Here is a 16,902-nt window from a genome sequence, read left to right as displayed (position 1 = left end):
ATTATAATGAGCAACAGAGCCGTTGACTATTGATGAAGGTAACATTTTTTTAAAATAAACCTAGTTTAAGCAACAAACATGGTGGAAACAGACTATTGCATAACAAATTTCACTGTCGCTACCTGCCCCACTTCATCCATTACCAGCAATTGATAATCACCTTTTTCCGTTAAATGCAGAGTCACACTACGCCCGCGTTCAGCTAACGGTTCGCCATTCAGAAACCACCAGCGTTCTCCGGCACCACCGTTGGATTGCACCGGCAAAGTCGCTTCCGCCGCACCAGGTAAACGCTTGATAATGGTGCCATCACGAACGCCAGTCAATTGCAGCGGGAGCTGAGCGTCGTGACCGTACGGTGGGCAAATTGTCGAGGCTGGTGGCAAGCGCACAGCGCGGCGTTCTGATGCAGGCAACCAGGGTTCCAGCGGTAGTGGCCAGACATTCATCATTGCTTGTCGCGCCTGTGGGCAATCGGCGGCGACGCGTTTGCCATTTTCATCCAGCCAGATGGGAAAACGGATGCCATTAATCCCTTCTTGCTCTGGCAGTAACAGGGTTGGCGGCTGGCTTCCATCCAATAACCAGGTTGCCAGACGACGGCGACAGTTACTGTCACCTTCTGGTAAAGACTGCCCGCCAGGCCAGCAGATAACGCCACGAGTGACTGAGTTCGGGCGCGGATCTTTCGGCAGATTTGCACTGCGCGACAACAAAATATTATTAACCTGATTCAACAACGGTACGGCGCTGGCAAAGCCAAACTGACCGACAACGGGCGTGCCGTCCGGTCTGCCAGTCCAGATGCCAATCACATAGCGAGCGTTTACACCTATCGCCCAGGCATCACGATAGCCGTAGCTGGTGCCCGTTTTCCACGCCAGGGGTACGACGCGCGGCAAGGCACCGTCCGGCAAGGGCTGCGCTTCATCAGCCATGATTCGGCGGATGATCCATGCGGCGCCCGGCGACATTAAGGGGCGTTCAAGCAGCGGATCGTCAGGCTGTAAGCGCAATTTTCCTGCCTTACCGTGGCGGGCAAAAGCGGTGTACGCTGCCGCCATATCCTCCAGTTTTGCGCCAGCACCGCCGAGAATGAGCGAAAGATTCGGCACAGCACCATTGGGCAGATACAACGGCAACCCAACATTGCGTAATTTTGCCGCAAACCGTTTCGGGCCATAGGCTTCCAGCACCTGCACAGCAGGTAAGTTCAGCGAGCGAACCAGCGCCTCGCTCATGCTGATCGGGCCATGAAAACCGCTGTCAAAGTTACCAGGCCGGTAATCACCGGTGCGTCGGGGAACGTCTTGCAACAACGATGCCGGATGGATCAATCCCTCATCCAGCGCCAGACCATAAACAAAGGGTTTGAGCACTGATCCTGGCGATCGGATCGCATTGACCATATCAACATGACCAAAGCGTGAATCATCGTTGAGATCGACCGATCCCACCCAGCCGCGAACACGCATATCGGTATGATCAATCACGATCATCGCGAGTGAACTGCGCGGTGGCAATCGTCCTTTCCAGTTTTGCGCCAGTTCTTCCAGACGCCGCTGAAGACCGGCATCCAGCGTAGTAACAATTTTGTCGCTTTTACTTTTACCGAGCATCATCCGTGAAAACAGCGGTGCCAGTTGCGGCATTTGTCGGGGTGCCAGCCAGATGGGTTCTTCCCTTGACTCTTTTACCTGCTCGCGGGACCACACACCTTGCACAGCCATCCGTTCGAGCACTTTATTACGCGCGGCCTCAGCACGCTCCGGCCAGCGATCCGGGCGCAGTCGGCTGGGCGCTTGCGGTAACACAGCCAGCATTGCTGCCTCGGAATAGCTTAAATTCGCGGGCGATTTTCCAAGATAAGCCCAGCTTGCCGCTCCAATCCCCTGCAACGTGCCACCAAACGGGGCGCGATTAAGATACAGGGTCAGAATGTCACGTTTAGACAGATGCCACTCCAGTTGCAACGCGCGCCAGAGCTGGCGAATTTTACCACCAAACGTTTTGGGGTGAGGATCAAGCAAACGAGCAACCTGCATGGTGAGCGTGCTGCCGCCGGAGATAACCCGACCAGAAGTTAGATCCTGCCAGGCGGCGCGCATCACCGAGAACGGGTTTACGCCCGGATGCTTCCAGAACCAGCGATCTTCGTAATTGATCAGTGCTTCAAGGTAACGCGGAGAAACATCTTCGATAGTCACTGGATAACGCCAGATACCGTCAGCATCGGCGAAGCGCCAGAGCGGCGTTCCATCCTGCGCCACGACCACACGTGCGGGATTGACTTCATGCAGCGGCAGAGGCCAGAGTTTATCTGCTCCCCACGCCGCCAGAATGATAATAAAGGGCGCGGCTGCCAGCGTTATCCAGCAACCGCGTTTACTTAACAGACGAAGCATTTACGGTCTGACAATCAGCAGATCTTCAGCCACGCCGGTCGCCCGCCATTGAGGAACATACATCGATTCCACCATCGGCTGCGGCACCTGATACGTTCCCGGCGTCACCGCCCGCGCCAGATATACCAGCGTAACCGGCTGGTATTCATCAACGGCAACCGCCGCCACAAAGCGATCGTCACGAAACTCAATGTGCTTAATGCTCGCCTGCTGCATTTGATTAAGCAGGTTTTGCACTTCGCTACCACTTTGCTCCAGACTGGCGCTGCCGTTCGCCAGGTTCTGGTTTTCCAGTTCCAGACCCGCTGGCAGCAAATCAACCACCAGCGCATCTGGCACGCTGTTACTGGCTTTTACCTGCAACCAGACCAGTACCAGATCGCCGCTACGTAAAGAGTCCAGCGATTTGCTCTTACCGTCAGTACCAAGAATATGACGCTCGATTTGCAGCACATTACTCGCAGGTAAAGGTGCGGATTGCGGATAACCGCTGGCATCCACACGCAGCCATAACGGCTGGGTGCCACTGTTAGTTACCTGCAAAGTTGCCAGTTGATCGCTATTCAGATTGCTGTTTTGCGCTTTCTCGCCAGTCAGCGGCTCGGCAGAGAAAGAGGTTTGCGCTTGCCATTTACCCGGTAAATCCTGAATCGAACGGGCAGCCAGGAACAACGCATTACTTTCCTGAGTTGATAGCCAGCGTTCACCAAACGCCTGCTGCGAAAGTGTATTCAGCAAGGTGTTCTGCTCATCTGGCAACAGTTTGTTCTCTTCCAGTAAGGAGAGCATCAACGCGTTGTCGCGCAGTGGGCTACCGTAATCGCCAAGCCATATCCGCTCATCATTATTACGCGGCGTTTTCAGCGCCAGCGCAATTGCGTCTACACTCCGCGTCGCATCACCCATGGTTTTCAGCGCAATGCCAAGTTGCAGTAGCGGTAAACCAGAAGCGGCATCTGCACGACGCTCCCAGATTTCACGCAGCGCACCCAGCGGTGCCTTTTGCTGACGAGCCAGCACCAGCGCAGCGTAAGACTGTACTGCGAATTTACTGGCTTTGAGATTATCGGCATACGGGATCGACATCATGCCCGGATCTTGTAAATAGCGCAGCAGACGCTCATTCCCCCGGTTAATGGCTTCTGTCGGCACGCTGTAACCCTGCTCACCTGCGCGAACCAGGAAATCCATCACATAAGCCGTCAGCCAGTACTCTTCGTCACTGTATTTATCCCATAGCGCAAAACCGCCATTATCGCGTTGCATTTGCAACAAACGGGAAATGCCAATATCGACTGCCGCACGGCGTTTATCATCACTGTCGCCTTTGATGCCCAACGCCTGTAGCTGGGCTGCATTGGTATAGAGCGACGGGAACAGACCGCTGGTGGTTTGCTCCAGACAGCCGTACGGATATGCTTTTAACTCTTTGATATAACGTGCGATGTTCAGCGGTGGCTTGCCGCTCAACAACAATTGCCCTTCCAGCGTAACAGGCGAGAAGTTTTGCAGTCCGCCCGCCGGTATCGCCCATGTTTCACCAGGCTGCAACACCGTACCATAATTGACGGTTTGCGCCGGGAATGCCGGACGGACGCCAATTTTCCACTGCTTATGCTGATCGGCAACGGTTTCTCCTGGCAAATTCAGGCCACTGATAGTCGCCTGAATTTCACCATCGCCATAACCCGGCAATGCTCGCACCGGGATAAACAGCGTAGTACGCACGCCTGGCGCTAATTCAACAGGTGCGGGTGAATCGCTTACTAGTTCAACCAAACCGCTGGCGGTCAGGGCAACGTTCAGTTTTTGCGGTTTATCAGTAAGATTAGTGATATCCAGCGTCAGACGCGAAGTGTCGCCACTCGCCATAAAGCGCGGCATGTTCAGTTCGGCTATCACTGGTGCAGCAACAATCACTTTGCTTTCGTTGCTGCCGAAGTCATCTGCCGTCCAGGCTTGCGCCATGACGCGCAATTCACCGTTAAAATCGCTAATCGGCAGTGTAACCGTACCTTCGCCCTGTTCGTTGAGCGTTACCGGCTGTGCCTGTTGCGCGACAATATTGACGTGATTGACCGGCGGCTTACCACCACGTTTCAGTTCATCGCCATCGCCACCAAAACGCAGTGCTGCCAGGCGTCCCTGTCCTTCAATGACCTGACCGTAAATATCGTATATGTCTGCGCCATAGCGTTTCTGACCGAAGAACGCCTGCCACGGATCTGGCGTAACGTAATCAGTAATATTCAGCACACCGCTATCAACGGCAGACACCAGCACATTCACCTGTTTTGGCATATCACCATTTTTATTGCTGGCTTTGATTTTCACAGTTAATGGCTGATTGGGGCGCATTTTTGCCGGTGTTTCCAGCGCCAGATCGAGACGACGGTTTTCATCGCCAAGCGGCAAATGCAACACGCCAACCGCGCGTTTTGGCGTCGCAGAGCGAGATTTATCGCCAGGACGCACCACCAGCGTACTTAAATAGAGGTCGTGCCGATTCCAGGTTTTATCGACCGGAATCGTTAAATCCAGCCCTTGTGCCGGAACATCAATCTCTTGCCACCACAGCGGCCCTTCACTGGACTCGACCATCGCATAGCCTTTACCCGCCGTTGGCGCGGCAATGTGCAACTTAATGGTATCGCCAGGACGATAACTGGCTTTATCCAGTTTCATCGTGACGCGATCCGGACGTACCGCACCGCTACCGTCGCTGTTGTCCTGCCAGCTATAGCCAGCCCAGAAACGCACGCTACTAACCGCTTCATTCGGCGCTTTGACTTCCAGACGATAAGCGCCCCACTCTACCGGAAAACTTACCTTACCAGTTTCATCCGCTTGGAGATCCAGCGTTTGTTCATTTTCGATCAGATCTTTTTGATCAAACTGTGACTGCCAGCCTTCATCTTCTGACCAGTTCCAGTAGTAATCTCGACGTTCGCGAATCAGACGCACCTGCAAGCCCGAAACGGCTTTTTTCACGCCCTGCGCATCGCTATAAACGATGTCAAAAGCGGCGTTGCTGCCTTCATTAACAATGGGTTGTTTTACAGTCGTGTCAGTACGGTAATCGTAAACCGATTTCAAGGCGAACTGCGGGCGGATCCCCGGGAGCGCATCGGCAGGCCATATAGCCTGTTCAGCACGGCGCGTCACCGGGCGACCGCCAGATTCCAGCAAACTGCCCTGGAGAATAACCTGCAATGGGGAATGCGTTTCCTTCCACTGGCTTTCTGTAGAAACTTCGCCGCGCCCTTTATCATCCAGCGTCAACTGAACTTCATCCAGCGTGCGGGAAAGGTTTTCGGCAGCTATATCGCCAAATTCGAAACCAGGTAATGCAGAAACCGCTTCACGCAGAGGGCGCAGGAAAAGCTGCCCCTGCAAAGTATTACCGTTAGCAGGCGCACCGTACAGGTAGTAACCCACCACGGAGAATTTCACCTCATCTTTCGGCGTTAACGGGATTTTCTCGCCGGTCAGGTTCAACGCCATGCGTTCTGGCATAAAATCTTCGACGTGGAAATCCCACATCCGATACTGGTTATCGCCAGTGTTAGCGCGAATATGCCACATGCCGGTTGCCGCACTGCTATCCAGTTGCCAGGTAAAGTGATAGAGGCCATTCTCCAGCTGACTAACGACACTACGCAGTACCTGCCCGTCAGGTTTAATCACGTCTAACTTGATGGGTTGATCGGGCAATGCTTTACCGTCTGCATCACGCAGTAAGCCGTTGAGGATTACGGTTTCACCCGGGCGATAAAGATCGCGCGGGCCAAACATAAAGAACTGTTTGCTATAACCCGGTGCACCAGCAATGTTAAATTCCGCTAAGTCCAGCGCGGGAAGTTTTAAATCGAGCAGCGTTGTCTGACCATCTTTACGTGCCAGCAGTAATGCCGCGTTTTTGTCGTTTTCCAGCTGTACATGACCCTGTGCATCACTGGTCGCCTGAGTCAGAGTCTGCCCTTTCTCATTTAATAACGAGACTTCAATTCCTTGCTGAGCCGCACCGTTTTCCAGGCTTTGGGTAAAGATATCCAGACGATTGTGATAACGGTGAGCCGATACGCCGATATCACTTAATGTAAACAGAGTCGCGGGATTACTGTAATCGTAACGTCCGGCCTGATTCATCACAGCTAGATACACGCCCGCCTGCTGAAGCGGTTTGATATCACCCAGCGGCAGCAATAATTTTTCACGGGTATTACGCGCAGGATTGAGATCAAAACGTCCGGTGTAGACTAGATCCGCCATCTGCAGCAATTTGTCAGATTGCCAGTTCGCCAGCGAATTGCGGTATTCCCATTGGCTAATGAATGCTGGCAGAGATTCGGGTTTAACACGGAAGAAGTTAACATCGACATTGTTAACGTTGAGCGCCATTACCGGCAGTCCTTCAACGACTTTTCCAGGCAGCAGCGAACCACGGCTGGCAAAACCGACGCTGGGTTGAATATCGCGGGTGGTGATCGTCTTTTCGTAATCTTTACTGAAGGTTGCGTTATTGAGCGCCTTCATTTCCTGCCCAATAGTCACGATCAAATCACGTTTAGGTTCGAGGTGGCGTAAACGCAGCTCTTTAAGATTATCTGACAGCTCCCAGGCACCATCCACTTTACCGCTCTTTTTATCGACGACATGAACAACACGCGAGAAATCCTGATCCGGGTCGAGGGGGATGGAGAAAGTCAGCACCAGCGTGGCTGCACCATCGAGTTGGACCTCAGAGAGATCAAGCAATGTCAGTGTCTTACCGGCACTCTGTTGTGCCAGCTTTTGCCTCTCCGGCGCAGAGAGTTTTGCTGAACTCGCGTTTTCTGAAGATGTACCTTTAGCAGCTTCAGAAGGGGTATCTTTTTTCACCGCTGTTGGCGCGTTATCGTTGTTGTCGCACCCTGCCAGCGCCAGCATTAACATGCAGGCGGCTATGCGTAACTTTTTCATTTATCATCCCTGCCACAATGGCCCGTTAGCAACGTCGAATAATTATTATGCGTGAGAATTAGCGTTATGTAATTCAGTATCACGTCCACAGAATCTGAATTTTGGTGATAAATGTGGCTCAGGCAGCCAAATCAGCCTCTTTTGCTTGTCGCTTTTCACTAAACGTCCGACAATTTAGCCTACCCCGGCAAAAATGGAGATGCCTATGTCCACGACATGGTTTGTAGGAGCCGACTGGCTCGCCGAACATATTGATGATCCTGAAATTCAGATTATTGATGCCCGCATGGCACCGCCCGGACAGGAAGATCGTAACGTTGCCCAGGAGTATCTCAATGGGCATATCCCCGGCGCAGTATTTTTCGATATCGAAGCTCTTTCCGATCACACCTCCCCGCTTCCGCACATGCTGCCGCGCCCGGAAACGTTCGCCGTAGCGATGCGTGAACTGGGCGTTAATCAGGACAAACATCTGATTGTCTATGACGAAGGTAATCTTTTCTCAGCCCCGCGAGCATGGTGGATGCTGCGCACCTTTGGCGTGGAGAAAGTGTCGATTCTTGGCGGTGGACTGGCGGGCTGGCAGCGTGATGACCTACTGTTAGAAGAAGGCGAAGTGGAGCTGCCAGAAGGAGAGTTTAACACCGCCTTTAACCCGGAAGCCGTGGTGAAAGTAACCGATGTATTGCTGGCAAGCCATGAAAAAACGGCACAAATTATTGATGCCCGTCCGGCTGCGCGTTTTAACGCTGAAATTGATGAACCTCGCCCTGGTTTACGTCGCGGGCATATTCCTGGTGCGCTGAATGTTCCGTGGACAGAACTGGTGCGTGAAGGTGAACTGAAAACGACAGATGAACTCGATGCGATATTTTTTGGTTACGGTATCAGCTATGACAAACCGATCATTGTCAGCTGTGGCTCTGGTGTAACGGCCGCCGTTGTGTTGCTGGCACTTGCTACGCTGGATGTGCCAAACGTGAAACTGTACGACGGCGCATGGAGTGAATGGGGCGCGCGAGCAGATTTACCGGTTGAGCCAGTGAAATAAGCTTTTTACAGGCAACAAAAAACCGCCGAATTTGGCGGTTTTTTGTTGCTGGTCTGGTTCGCGGCCTTTCCAGCTGGTTGACTTGTGTTGCCGGAGCAACGCAGGCACCCCACAGTGTTGAAATATTCTCTTTTATGCCTGGCCATGTCAAGATAATAAATAGAGTAATTATTCAAACATGAGGGTATTATTCTTGACGGCCCTTTTCGCCGTCTCGCAAACGGGCGCTGGCTTTAGGAAAGGATGTTCCATGACCGTAAATGCAGGTACCCCACAGTGCTTGCTATCGCGGCAATATCGCCAGTGGTGCTGTCGTGATGCGGTCTTCGCATGGACCGCACAATGAAGATACGGTGCTTTTGTATCGTACTTATTGTTTCTGGTGCGCTGTTTTCCGAAGTAAATAATAACCGGAATCTCTCTGGTAATAATTTACTGGTGGCTCACAACCTTCAGAACAGCAAGTAAGCCCGAATGCCGCCCTTTTGGGCGGCATATTTTAGATTATCCGATTCTGTTTAAAATCACGCAGGAATCCACCCCAGCGACGTTCATAGAATGGCGCAATATGTTCGGTAATAAAGTGGCTAATTCCTTTTTCCCCTTTTTTCACCTGGCAAATATCAATAGGTTCATCGCCAGGTAATGTATCTGTCGCTACACTTCCCGCCGCCTGAATAATTTCTTCGATATCACCATCGGCTTCAATGCCAATAAGCAGATTAGGCAGTGCCTCTTCGCTCTCTTTAATTGAACAAATAAAAGCACGCTTCACCGGCTTAATAGTTTTAAATAAGGTAGTGAGTGAATCAATCATTTGTGCTGGCGGCTCTGCGACTTCCGATAATATCAGCGATTCGCCGCCTTCCAGTACTTCCTGACTGCTCAGCGGATTACCCTCTTCACCGATCAGCAAACTGATTTCACGCGGCATAAATTCTTTACCGGTAGGCAGTTTGGCATTGAGAAAGAGCGTTTCACCAAGGGTCATCTCAAACAGCGTGCGAACGGGCATTACGACAAATGCCTGTTCGCCGTCAACCGCCTGTTGAAGTGCTTCTAACGAGGTGAAAAAAGGAATGACGCTGGTGCCGTCTTCTTTTTCCCAATGTTGTAAATCAAGCGCGCTATCTTCAACCACAGCCTCGCCCTGCGCCGCTGTACCTGGCACCCAGACGGTGGATTCCAATAGAGTACGGAAAAAAGCCGGACGATGAGCCGGTTCGGTTGCTGCTTTTTCCAGCAGGTCTTCAAGTTCGTTTTTTGTTTCGGACATAAGAACCACAATTCATTCAACGTTCGGGGCGGAAGTGCCTGATGCGCTACGCTTATCAGGCCTACAAAGGAATCGCAATTTGTTGAATTTGCAATACTTTGTAGGCTGGATAAGGCGTTTACGCCGCATCCGGCATAAACGATTACGCCGTTAACAGATTAGCAATCGTGCGCACACCCAGTCCCGTTGCGCCCGCAGACCACTGTTCAACCGGCGCTTTACGGTAAGTCGCCGAACAATCTATATGCAACCAGCCTTGCTGATAGTTCTCAACAAAGTGCGACAGGAAGCCCGCCGCCGTGCTTGCACCTGCCGGATACGCCGCGCTACCGGTATTATTGAGTTCAGCAAAGTTTGACGGCAACTGGCTGCGGTGGAACTCTGCCAGCGGCAGACGCCAGAATGGTTCGTTCTCCTGCGCGGCACTCGCCAGCAAACGCCCTGCCAGCGCATCGTCAAAACTAAACAGCGCGTGATAATCATTACCCAGCGCGGTTTTCGCCGCTCCGGTCAGGGTCGCGGCATCAATAATCAGTTCTGGTTTCTGCGCACTGGCGTCAATCAGGCCATCTGCCAGCACCAGGCGCCCTTCCGCATCGGTGTTCATCACTTCGACTTTTTTACCGTTGCGATAGGTGATGATATCGCCCAGCTTGAACGCGTTGCCGCTGATCAGGTTATCCGCACAGCAGAGGAACAGCTTCACGCGCTTGTTCAGACCGCGAGTGATGGCAAATGCCAGCGCCCCAGTAACCGTTGCCGCACCGCCCATATCGGACTTCATTGAATCCATAAACGCGGTCTGTTTGATGCTGTAGCCGCCGGAATCAAAGGTGATGCCTTTGCCTACCAGGCACGCGTACACCGGCGCTTCTTTATCGCCAGTTGGGTTGTAATCCAGCGACAGCAATACTGGAGAACGTTCTGAACCGCGCCCGACGGTGTGCAGCCCCATATAACCTTGCTCACGCAGGTCTTCGCCTTTGGTGATCCGGTAAGTCACACGATCGCCCGCGACGTTACTGATCAGATCAACAGCACGCTGTGCCAGTTGCGATGGCCCCAGTTCTTCCGCCGGCGCGTTGATGGTGTCACGCACCCAGTCGATGATCATCAGGCGGTTATCCAGCTCCTGGCGTTGAGCATCGTCCAGATCCGGCCACCCCACTTTACGCGTGCCTTTCGGGGCTTTGTAACCTTGCCAGAATGCCCAGCAACGATCCGCATCCCAGCCTTCACCGCTTAACTGAACATGTTTGATACCCAGACCGTCAATCTTGCGCGCCGCACGCTGGATCAGCCCCAGATCGTCCGCCCCGTTCAAATGCAGGGTAATGCCATCATTATTAATGCTGTAAGTCGCTTTTTCTCCCCAGCGCGCGTCGGCAGGCTGGGTCGAGAGGGTAATTTTCATCGCTTCTGTCATTTTAGTTATCCTTATTTGTTTAACAGCAAAACGGGCCACCCCCAGGCAGCCCGTTTATTCACTCAGCTTCGTCCAGCCAGACTAACAAAATCGCTTCGAGGATTTTCTCGTTAGATGCCTGCGGGTCGTCGTCGAAATCTTCCAGATCGCAAATCCACTGATGCATATCGGTGAATCGAACCGTTTTCGGGTCGAGATCGGGATACGCATCGTACAGTGCTTCGCCAATTTCGCGGCTATCGGTCCACTTAAGTCCCATACTAACCTCTGTTAATGCTCACGCGCATGGTTGATAGTGTAACGCGGAATTTCGACCACTAAATCTTCGTCAGTGACGCGCGCCTGGCAGCTTAAACGGCTTTCCGGCTCCAGCCCCCAGGCTTTGTCCAGCATGTCGTCTTCTTGCTCAGAACTTTCCGGCAGCGAGTCAAAACCTTCACGCACGATGCAGTGGCAGGTGGTGCAAGCACATGATTTTTCACAGGCGTGTTCAATCTCGATACCGTTACGCAACGCAGCATCAAGAATGGTTTCACCGCTATTAGCTTCCAGAACAGCGCCATCAGGGCAGAGATCCTGATGAGGCAAAATAACAATCTTTGGCATATTAAACCTCGTCCACGGAATGGCCTTTCAGCGCACGACGAACCGACTGGTCCATGCGGCGAGCGGCGAAATCCTGGGTTTGTTTGTCTACGTTTTTAATCGCTTGTTCGATGGCATCAACGTCATCGCCCTGCGCCACTTCACTCAGATGAGCGGCAGCATCGTCAATGACCTGACGCTCTGCGGCGCTTAACAGCGCGGCATCAGCAGCCAGCGCACCGTGCAGACTTTCCAGTACGCGTGCCGCTTCGACTTTTTGTTCTGCCAGCATACGGGCTTTTACGTCCTGCTCGGCATAGCTCATTGAGTCTTTGATCATTGAGGCGATTTCGCTGTCAGTCAGACCATAAGACGGTTTGACCTGAATAGACGCCTCAACGCCGGTCGATTTTTCCATCGCCGTCACGCTCAAAAGACCGTCGGCATCGACCTGGAACGTTACGCGAATATGCGCGCCGCCAGCCGGTAACGCCGGGATACCACGCAGCGCAAAACGCGCCAGCGAACGGCAGTCCTGCACCAGTTCACGCTCACCCTGCATAACATGGATAGACATCGCTGTCTGGCCATCTTTGAAAGTGGTGAAATCCTGGGCACGAGCCACCGGAATCGTGGTATTACGCGGGATCACTTTCTCCACCAGGCCGCCCATGGTTTCGAGGCCCAGCGACAGCGGGATCACATCAAGCAGCAGCATTTCGCTGTCCGGCTTGTTACCCACCAGAATATCCGCCTGAATCGCTGCGCCAATAGCGACGACTTTATCCGGGTCGATGGAAGTCAGCGGTGGACGACCGAAAAACTCGCCCACTCGTTCACGCACCAGCGGCACGCGAGTAGAACCGCCAACCATCACCACTTCCAGTACTTCATCAGCCTCTACGCCCGCGTCTTTCAACGCACGACGACAGGCCAATAAGGTACGTTTTACCAGCGGTGCGATCAGTTCGTTGAATTGTTCACGGCTGATTTCGCCCTGCCAGCCCGCGACGTTAACGGTCACAGAGTCCGCATCGCTCAGCGCGATTTTGGCTGCAATGGCGGCATCCAGCAGTTCACGCTGAACACGGTTATCGCTACGGTCAGGAATGCCCGCCTGCTCGCGAATGTAATCCGCCAGCAGATGGTCAAAGTCATCGCCGCCGAGCGCGGAATCACCGCCGGTCGCCAGCACTTCAAACACGCCGCGACTTAAGCGCAGAATGGATATATCAAAAGTCCCGCCGCCAAGGTCATAAACGGCGATCACACCTTCCTGACCGGAATCCAACCCGTAGGCGATAGCCGCAGCGGTCGGTTCGTTAAGCAGGCGCAGGACGTGCAGGCCAGCCAGGCGCGCGGCATCTTTGGTGCCCTGACGCTGGGCATCGTCAAAGTACGCCGGAACGGTGATAACCACACCATCCAGCTCGCCGGCCAGGGCTTCAGTTGCCCGGGCCGCCAGTGCTTTGAGGATGTCCGCAGAAACGCGCACCGGGTTCAACAGCCCCGCCGCCGTTTCAATCATTGGCAGGCCGTTTTCGCTGGCCTGGAATTGATAAGGCAGGTGCGGATAACGTTGCTGGATATCAGCCAGCGAGCGCCCCATCAGGCGTTTAACAGAACTAATGGTGTTGGCGGTATCAAGCGCAGCGTTAGTACGCGCGTCATAACCCACCGAATGCCCTTGCTGTTGATAGTGAACAACAGACGGCAGCAGGTGACGGCCTTCATGGTCGGCTAACGTTTCGGCCTGACCGCTGCGTACTGTCGCCACCAGCGAGTTGGTTGTGCCCAGGTCGATACCGGCCGCCAGACGACGCTGATGCGGCGCAGCACTCAAACCAGGTTCACTAATTTGTAATAAGGCCATGTTTAGCTTCCAGAAATTAAAAATCGAGCAGTTTTTCTTCGAGTTGTTCGGCACTGCTTCGCAGTTTATCGAGAAAACGCAGCTTACGCACGGTATCCGCCGCCGCGTCCCACGTCTCGTTGTCTAACTGTTCAACCATCAACTGATGGCGGGTATCAAACATCTTTTTCACACGTTTGATAAAGCTTTCCAGCCGCGCTTCATCTTTCGCCTGTTCGATCTCGTCCAGTTCTTCGCGCAGTTCCAGCTGTTCCATCAGGAACGCGGTATCACGCACAGTATGCTGCTCGCTGGCGAGATCAAAACCGTGCAACGAAAGCAGGTATTCTGCCCGCATCAATGGATGACGCAGCGTTTGCCATGCCTGGTTAATGGTTGCAGATTGCTGTACGGCGGCGAGTTGTTCCGCCTGGCTTCCGCTGGCGAATTTATCAGGATGATACTGACGTTGTAGATCCTGAAAACGCAGGCTCAGTGCCTGGGTATCGAGTTGATAACGAGCAGGCAAGCCAAAGAGGGTGAAGTAATCCATAACATTCTCAGGGCTGCGATCCGCCGCGATGGCGGCGAATCAGGTAAAACAAACCCCACGCGCAGGCGACCACGGTGGGGTTATCGGTATGCGCATCAGACGTGGAAGCTTTCGCCGCAACCACATTCATCTTTGACGTTCGGGTTGGTGAATTTAAACCCTTCGTTCAGGCCTTCTTTTACGAAGTCCAGTTGCGTACCGTCCAGAAATTGCAGGCTTTTTCCATCGACCACGACTTTCACGCCTTTGTCTTCAAACACGATGTCTTCCGGCGTCGGTTCGTCAACAAATTCCAGTACATAAGCCATACCTGAACACCCGGAGGTTCTCACGCCCAGACGCAGGCCAAACCCTTTACCACGGTTAGCCAGAAAGGTATTTACTCGCGCTGCTGCACTGTCGCTCAGTGTAATCGACATAACCAAACCTCAACTCTTATTTTGCTTCACGTTTGCTTTTATAGTCCGCAATGGCGGCTTTGATCGCGTCTTCTGCCAGAATAGAACAGTGAATTTTCACCGGCGGCAGTTCAAGTTCTTCAGCAATATCGGTGTTTTTGATCGCCTGTGCTTCGTCCAGAGATTTCCCTTTCACCCATTCGGTCACCAGGGAGCTGGAAGCGATAGCGGAACCGCAGCCGTAAGTTTTAAAACGCGCGTCTTCAATGATACCTTCATCGTTGACTTTAATCTGCAACTTCATCACGTCGCCACAGGCCGGTGCACCCACCATGCCGCTGCCCACGTTCTCGTCGTTGTTGTCGAAGGAACCCACGTTACGCGGATTCTCGTAATGGTCGATAACTTTTTCGCTGTAAGCCATTATAAATTCTCCTGATTCCGATACCGATTAATGATGAGCCCATTCGATGCTGTTCAGATCCACGCCCTGCTTGTACATTTCCCACAGCGGAGAAAGGTCACGCAGACGACCGATGGATTTACGAACTAACTCGATGGTGTAGTCGATCTCTTCTTCAGTAGTAAAACGACCTAAAGAGAAACGGATAGAGCTATGTGCCAGCTCGTCGTTCAGCCCCAGCGCGCGCAGCACATAGGACGGTTCGAGGCTTGCCGACGTACAGGCGGAACCTGAAGAAACCGCGAGGTCTTTCAGCGCCATAATCAGCGACTCACCTTCAACGTAGTTAAAGCTGACGTTGAGAATGTTCGGCGCACCATGTTCCAGGTCACCGTTCAGGTAAACTTCTTCGATATCTTTGATGCCGTTCCACAGACGGTTACGCAGACCGCGCAGACGTTCCATCTCGGTCGCCATCTCTTCTTTTGCGATGCGATAGGCTTCGCCCATACCGACGATCTGGTGAACAGGCAAAGTGCCGGAACGCATACCGCGCTCGTGACCGCCGCCGTGCATTTGAGCTTCAATGCGTACGCGCGGTTTACGACGCACATACAGCGCACCGATACCTTTCGGGCCATAGATTTTGTGGCCGGAGAAAGACATCAGGTCAACTTTCAGCTGGCTCAGGTCGATAGGCAGTTTACCCACGCTCTGGGTTGCATCAACGTGATAGATAATGCCACGAGCACGGCACATTTCGCCGATAGCCGCGATATCCTGCACCACGCCGATTTCGTTATTCACGTGCATGATAGAAACGAGGATGGTGTCGTCACGCATCGCTGCTTCAAGTTCTTTCAGGTCGATAATGCCGTTACGCTGCGGTGCCAGGTAAGTGACTTCAAAACCTTCGCGCTCCAGCTGACGGCAGGTGTCCAGTACCGCTTTGTGTTCGGTTTTGCTGGTGATGATGTGCTTGCCTTTTTTCTGATAAAAGTTGGCTGCACCTTTGATTGCCAGGTTGTCAGATTCGGTTGCACCAGAGGTAAAAACGATTTCACGCGGGTCAGCACCGACCAGATCGGCAATCTGATTACGGGCGATATCTACGGCTTCTTCAGCCTGCCAGCCGAAACGGTGAGAACGGGAGGCCGGGTTACCAAAGGTTCCGTCCATCGTCATAAACTGCATCATTTTCTCGGCAACACGCGGGTCCACCGGCGTGGTTGCGGAGTAGTCGAGATAAATCGGTAATTTCATTGCTCTATAAACTCCGTACATCACTCAATGCAAGGAATCAGGCTACCGGCTGGATGTACGACCGTGTTTACGGAGCGCGATACGCCCCGGCCTGATTCTGAATACTTTTTATCTTTTATGCGCGCAACTTAACGTCGATCGCGTCTTGTGTGCGGCTGCGTGGCGCGTCGTGAGTATGCTGACGACCAGACACATCCAGCACTTCCTGGTTATTAACCAGTTCGCCTAAAGTAATGTTGTTGAGAAAACCGGTGAGACGGTCGCTCAAATCACGCCACAGCGCGTGGGTCAGGCATTTATCGCCGCCCTGGCAGCCGCCTTTACCCTGACAACGGGTGGCATCTACAGATTCGTCAACGGCGCTAATCACTTCGCCAACGGCGATGCTGCTGGCATCTTTGCCCAACAGATAACCACCGCCAGGTCCACGTACGCTGGAAACCAGACCATTTTTACGCAGACGGGAAAACAGTTGTTCCAGATAGGAAAGGGAAATTCCCTGACGTTCGGAAATATCAGCCAACGGTACCGGGCCTGCTTCGGAGTTGAGCGCAACGTCCAGCATTGCGGTCACGGCATAGCGCCCTTTAGATGTCAGTCTCATGTCTTACTTCACCTCAAACTCGCCCCTGCCCGGGGTTTTTTATTGTAAAAGTGGGGGTATTGCATAGCAGGGTCAAGTCTGACATTCCCGAGTAATTTGGTCAACTATTTACTTGACTGATTTA

At 53.0% G+C, this 16,902-nt stretch carries 14 protein-coding genes; 2 read left to right on the top strand and 12 right to left on the bottom strand.

Features of this window, described 5'->3' with window-relative positions:
- Window positions 1-92: 92 nt before the first annotated feature.
- Complete coding sequence (pbpC, locus tag BEG40_RS07425; protein ID WP_105285158.1) at window positions 93-2,405, bottom strand: peptidoglycan glycosyltransferase PbpC; 2,313 nt, start codon at window positions 2,403-2,405, stop codon at window positions 93-95.
- Complete coding sequence (gene yfhM / locus BEG40_RS07420; RefSeq protein ID WP_105285157.1) at window positions 2,406-7,367, bottom strand: alpha2-macroglobulin; 4,962 nt, start codon at window positions 7,365-7,367, stop codon at window positions 2,406-2,408.
- Window positions 7,368-7,572: 205 nt separating this feature from the next.
- Between yfhM and sseA the strand changes: the two genes are divergently transcribed.
- Both sseA and timP read left to right on the top strand, forming a co-directional pair.
- Window positions 7,573-8,418, top strand: coding sequence for a 3-mercaptopyruvate sulfurtransferase (gene sseA / locus BEG40_RS07415; protein ID WP_000108603.1), 846 nt, complete (start codon window positions 7,573-7,575; stop codon window positions 8,416-8,418).
- A 342-nt stretch (window positions 8,419-8,760) separates the two neighbouring features.
- Window positions 8,761-8,886 carry a small toxic inner membrane protein TimP gene (gene timP / locus BEG40_RS22060; RefSeq protein WP_286135060.1) on the top strand — a complete coding sequence of 42 codons (126 nt, stop codon included), beginning with the start codon at window positions 8,761-8,763 and terminating at the stop codon, window positions 8,884-8,886.
- A 31-nt stretch (window positions 8,887-8,917) separates the two neighbouring features.
- On the opposite strand, the gene sseB is transcribed toward timP, so the two are convergent.
- From sseB to iscR, 10 genes are all read right to left on the bottom strand, one after another.
- Window positions 8,918-9,694 (bottom strand): enhanced serine sensitivity protein SseB, encoded by a 777-nt coding sequence (gene sseB, locus BEG40_RS07410; RefSeq protein ID WP_105285156.1) that lies wholly within the window; start codon window positions 9,692-9,694, stop codon window positions 8,918-8,920.
- 142 nt (window positions 9,695-9,836) lie between these two features.
- Window positions 9,837-11,120, bottom strand: a complete 1,284-nt coding sequence (gene pepB / locus BEG40_RS07405) for an aminopeptidase PepB (RefSeq protein ID WP_105285155.1) — start codon at window positions 11,118-11,120, stop codon at window positions 9,837-9,839.
- A gap of 58 nt (window positions 11,121-11,178) precedes the next feature.
- The gene (gene iscX / locus BEG40_RS07400; protein ID WP_000523616.1) at window positions 11,179-11,379 is read right to left on the bottom strand and encodes a Fe-S cluster assembly protein IscX; all 201 of its coding nucleotides are present in this window, start codon (window positions 11,377-11,379) and stop codon (window positions 11,179-11,181) included.
- Window positions 11,380-11,390: 11 nt separating this feature from the next.
- On the bottom strand, window positions 11,391-11,726 hold the full coding sequence (gene fdx / locus BEG40_RS07395) for an ISC system 2Fe-2S type ferredoxin (RefSeq protein WP_001124469.1): 336 nt from the start codon (window positions 11,724-11,726) through the stop codon (window positions 11,391-11,393).
- Window position 11,727: 1 nt separating this feature from the next.
- On the bottom strand, window positions 11,728-13,578 hold the full coding sequence (gene hscA / locus BEG40_RS07390; RefSeq protein ID WP_001196613.1) for a Fe-S protein assembly chaperone HscA: 1,851 nt from the start codon (window positions 13,576-13,578) through the stop codon (window positions 11,728-11,730).
- Between the two features lie 16 nt (window positions 13,579-13,594).
- Window positions 13,595-14,110, bottom strand: coding sequence for a co-chaperone HscB (gene hscB, locus BEG40_RS07385; RefSeq protein ID WP_000384413.1), 516 nt, complete (start codon window positions 14,108-14,110; stop codon window positions 13,595-13,597).
- Between the two features lie 95 nt (window positions 14,111-14,205).
- Window positions 14,206-14,529 carry an iron-sulfur cluster assembly protein IscA gene (gene iscA / locus BEG40_RS07380; RefSeq protein WP_000028953.1) on the bottom strand — a complete coding sequence of 108 codons (324 nt, stop codon included), beginning with the start codon at window positions 14,527-14,529 and terminating at the stop codon, window positions 14,206-14,208.
- Between the two features lie 16 nt (window positions 14,530-14,545).
- Window positions 14,546-14,932 carry a Fe-S cluster assembly scaffold IscU gene (gene iscU / locus BEG40_RS07375; protein WP_000331707.1) on the bottom strand — a complete coding sequence of 129 codons (387 nt, stop codon included), beginning with the start codon at window positions 14,930-14,932 and terminating at the stop codon, window positions 14,546-14,548.
- Window positions 14,933-14,959: 27 nt separating this feature from the next.
- On the bottom strand, window positions 14,960-16,174 hold the full coding sequence (iscS, locus tag BEG40_RS07370; RefSeq protein ID WP_001295373.1) for a cysteine desulfurase: 1,215 nt from the start codon (window positions 16,172-16,174) through the stop codon (window positions 14,960-14,962).
- A gap of 115 nt (window positions 16,175-16,289) precedes the next feature.
- Window positions 16,290-16,778 carry a Fe-S cluster assembly transcriptional regulator IscR gene (iscR, locus tag BEG40_RS07365; protein ID WP_001241355.1) on the bottom strand — a complete coding sequence of 163 codons (489 nt, stop codon included), beginning with the start codon at window positions 16,776-16,778 and terminating at the stop codon, window positions 16,290-16,292.
- Window positions 16,779-16,902 lie beyond the last annotated feature (124 nt).

Origin of the sequence: Escherichia sp. MOD1-EC5495 (assembly GCF_002965965.1) — a bacterium.
GTDB lineage: Bacteria > Pseudomonadota > Gammaproteobacteria > Enterobacterales > Enterobacteriaceae > Escherichia > Escherichia ruysiae.
This window is presented reverse-complemented; position numbering and strand designations above follow the sequence as displayed.

Excerpts from the sequence above, each read along its gene's own strand:
- pbpC (WP_105285158.1), bottom strand. The coding sequence starts at position 2,405 with ATGCTTCGTCTGTTAAGTAAACGCGGTTGCTGGATAACGCTGGCAGCC.
- hscB (WP_000384413.1), bottom strand. The coding sequence starts at position 14,110 with ATGGATTACTTCACCCTCTTTGGCTTGCCTGCTCGTTATCAACTCGAT.
- iscR (WP_001241355.1), bottom strand. The coding sequence starts at position 16,778 with ATGAGACTGACATCTAAAGGGCGCTATGCCGTGACCGCAATGCTGGAC.
- yfhM (WP_105285157.1), bottom strand. The coding sequence starts at position 7,367 with ATGAAAAAGTTACGCATAGCCGCCTGCATGTTAATGCTGGCGCTGGCA.
- iscX (WP_000523616.1), bottom strand. The coding sequence starts at position 11,379 with ATGGGACTTAAGTGGACCGATAGCCGCGAAATTGGCGAAGCACTGTAC.
- pepB (WP_105285155.1), bottom strand. The coding sequence starts at position 11,120 with ATGACAGAAGCGATGAAAATTACCCTCTCGACCCAGCCTGCCGACGCG.
- iscA (WP_000028953.1), bottom strand. The coding sequence starts at position 14,529 with ATGTCGATTACACTGAGCGACAGTGCAGCAGCGCGAGTAAATACCTTT.
- hscA (WP_001196613.1), bottom strand. The coding sequence starts at position 13,578 with ATGGCCTTATTACAAATTAGTGAACCTGGTTTGAGTGCTGCGCCGCAT.
- sseB (WP_105285156.1), bottom strand. The coding sequence starts at position 9,694 with ATGTCCGAAACAAAAAACGAACTTGAAGACCTGCTGGAAAAAGCAGCA.
- timP (WP_286135060.1), top strand. The coding sequence starts at position 8,761 with ATGAAGATACGGTGCTTTTGTATCGTACTTATTGTTTCTGGTGCGCTG.
- iscU (WP_000331707.1), bottom strand. The coding sequence starts at position 14,932 with ATGGCTTACAGCGAAAAAGTTATCGACCATTACGAGAATCCGCGTAAC.
- fdx (WP_001124469.1), bottom strand. The coding sequence starts at position 11,726 with ATGCCAAAGATTGTTATTTTGCCTCATCAGGATCTCTGCCCTGATGGC.
- iscS (WP_001295373.1), bottom strand. The coding sequence starts at position 16,174 with ATGAAATTACCGATTTATCTCGACTACTCCGCAACCACGCCGGTGGAC.
- sseA (WP_000108603.1), top strand. The coding sequence starts at position 7,573 with ATGTCCACGACATGGTTTGTAGGAGCCGACTGGCTCGCCGAACATATT.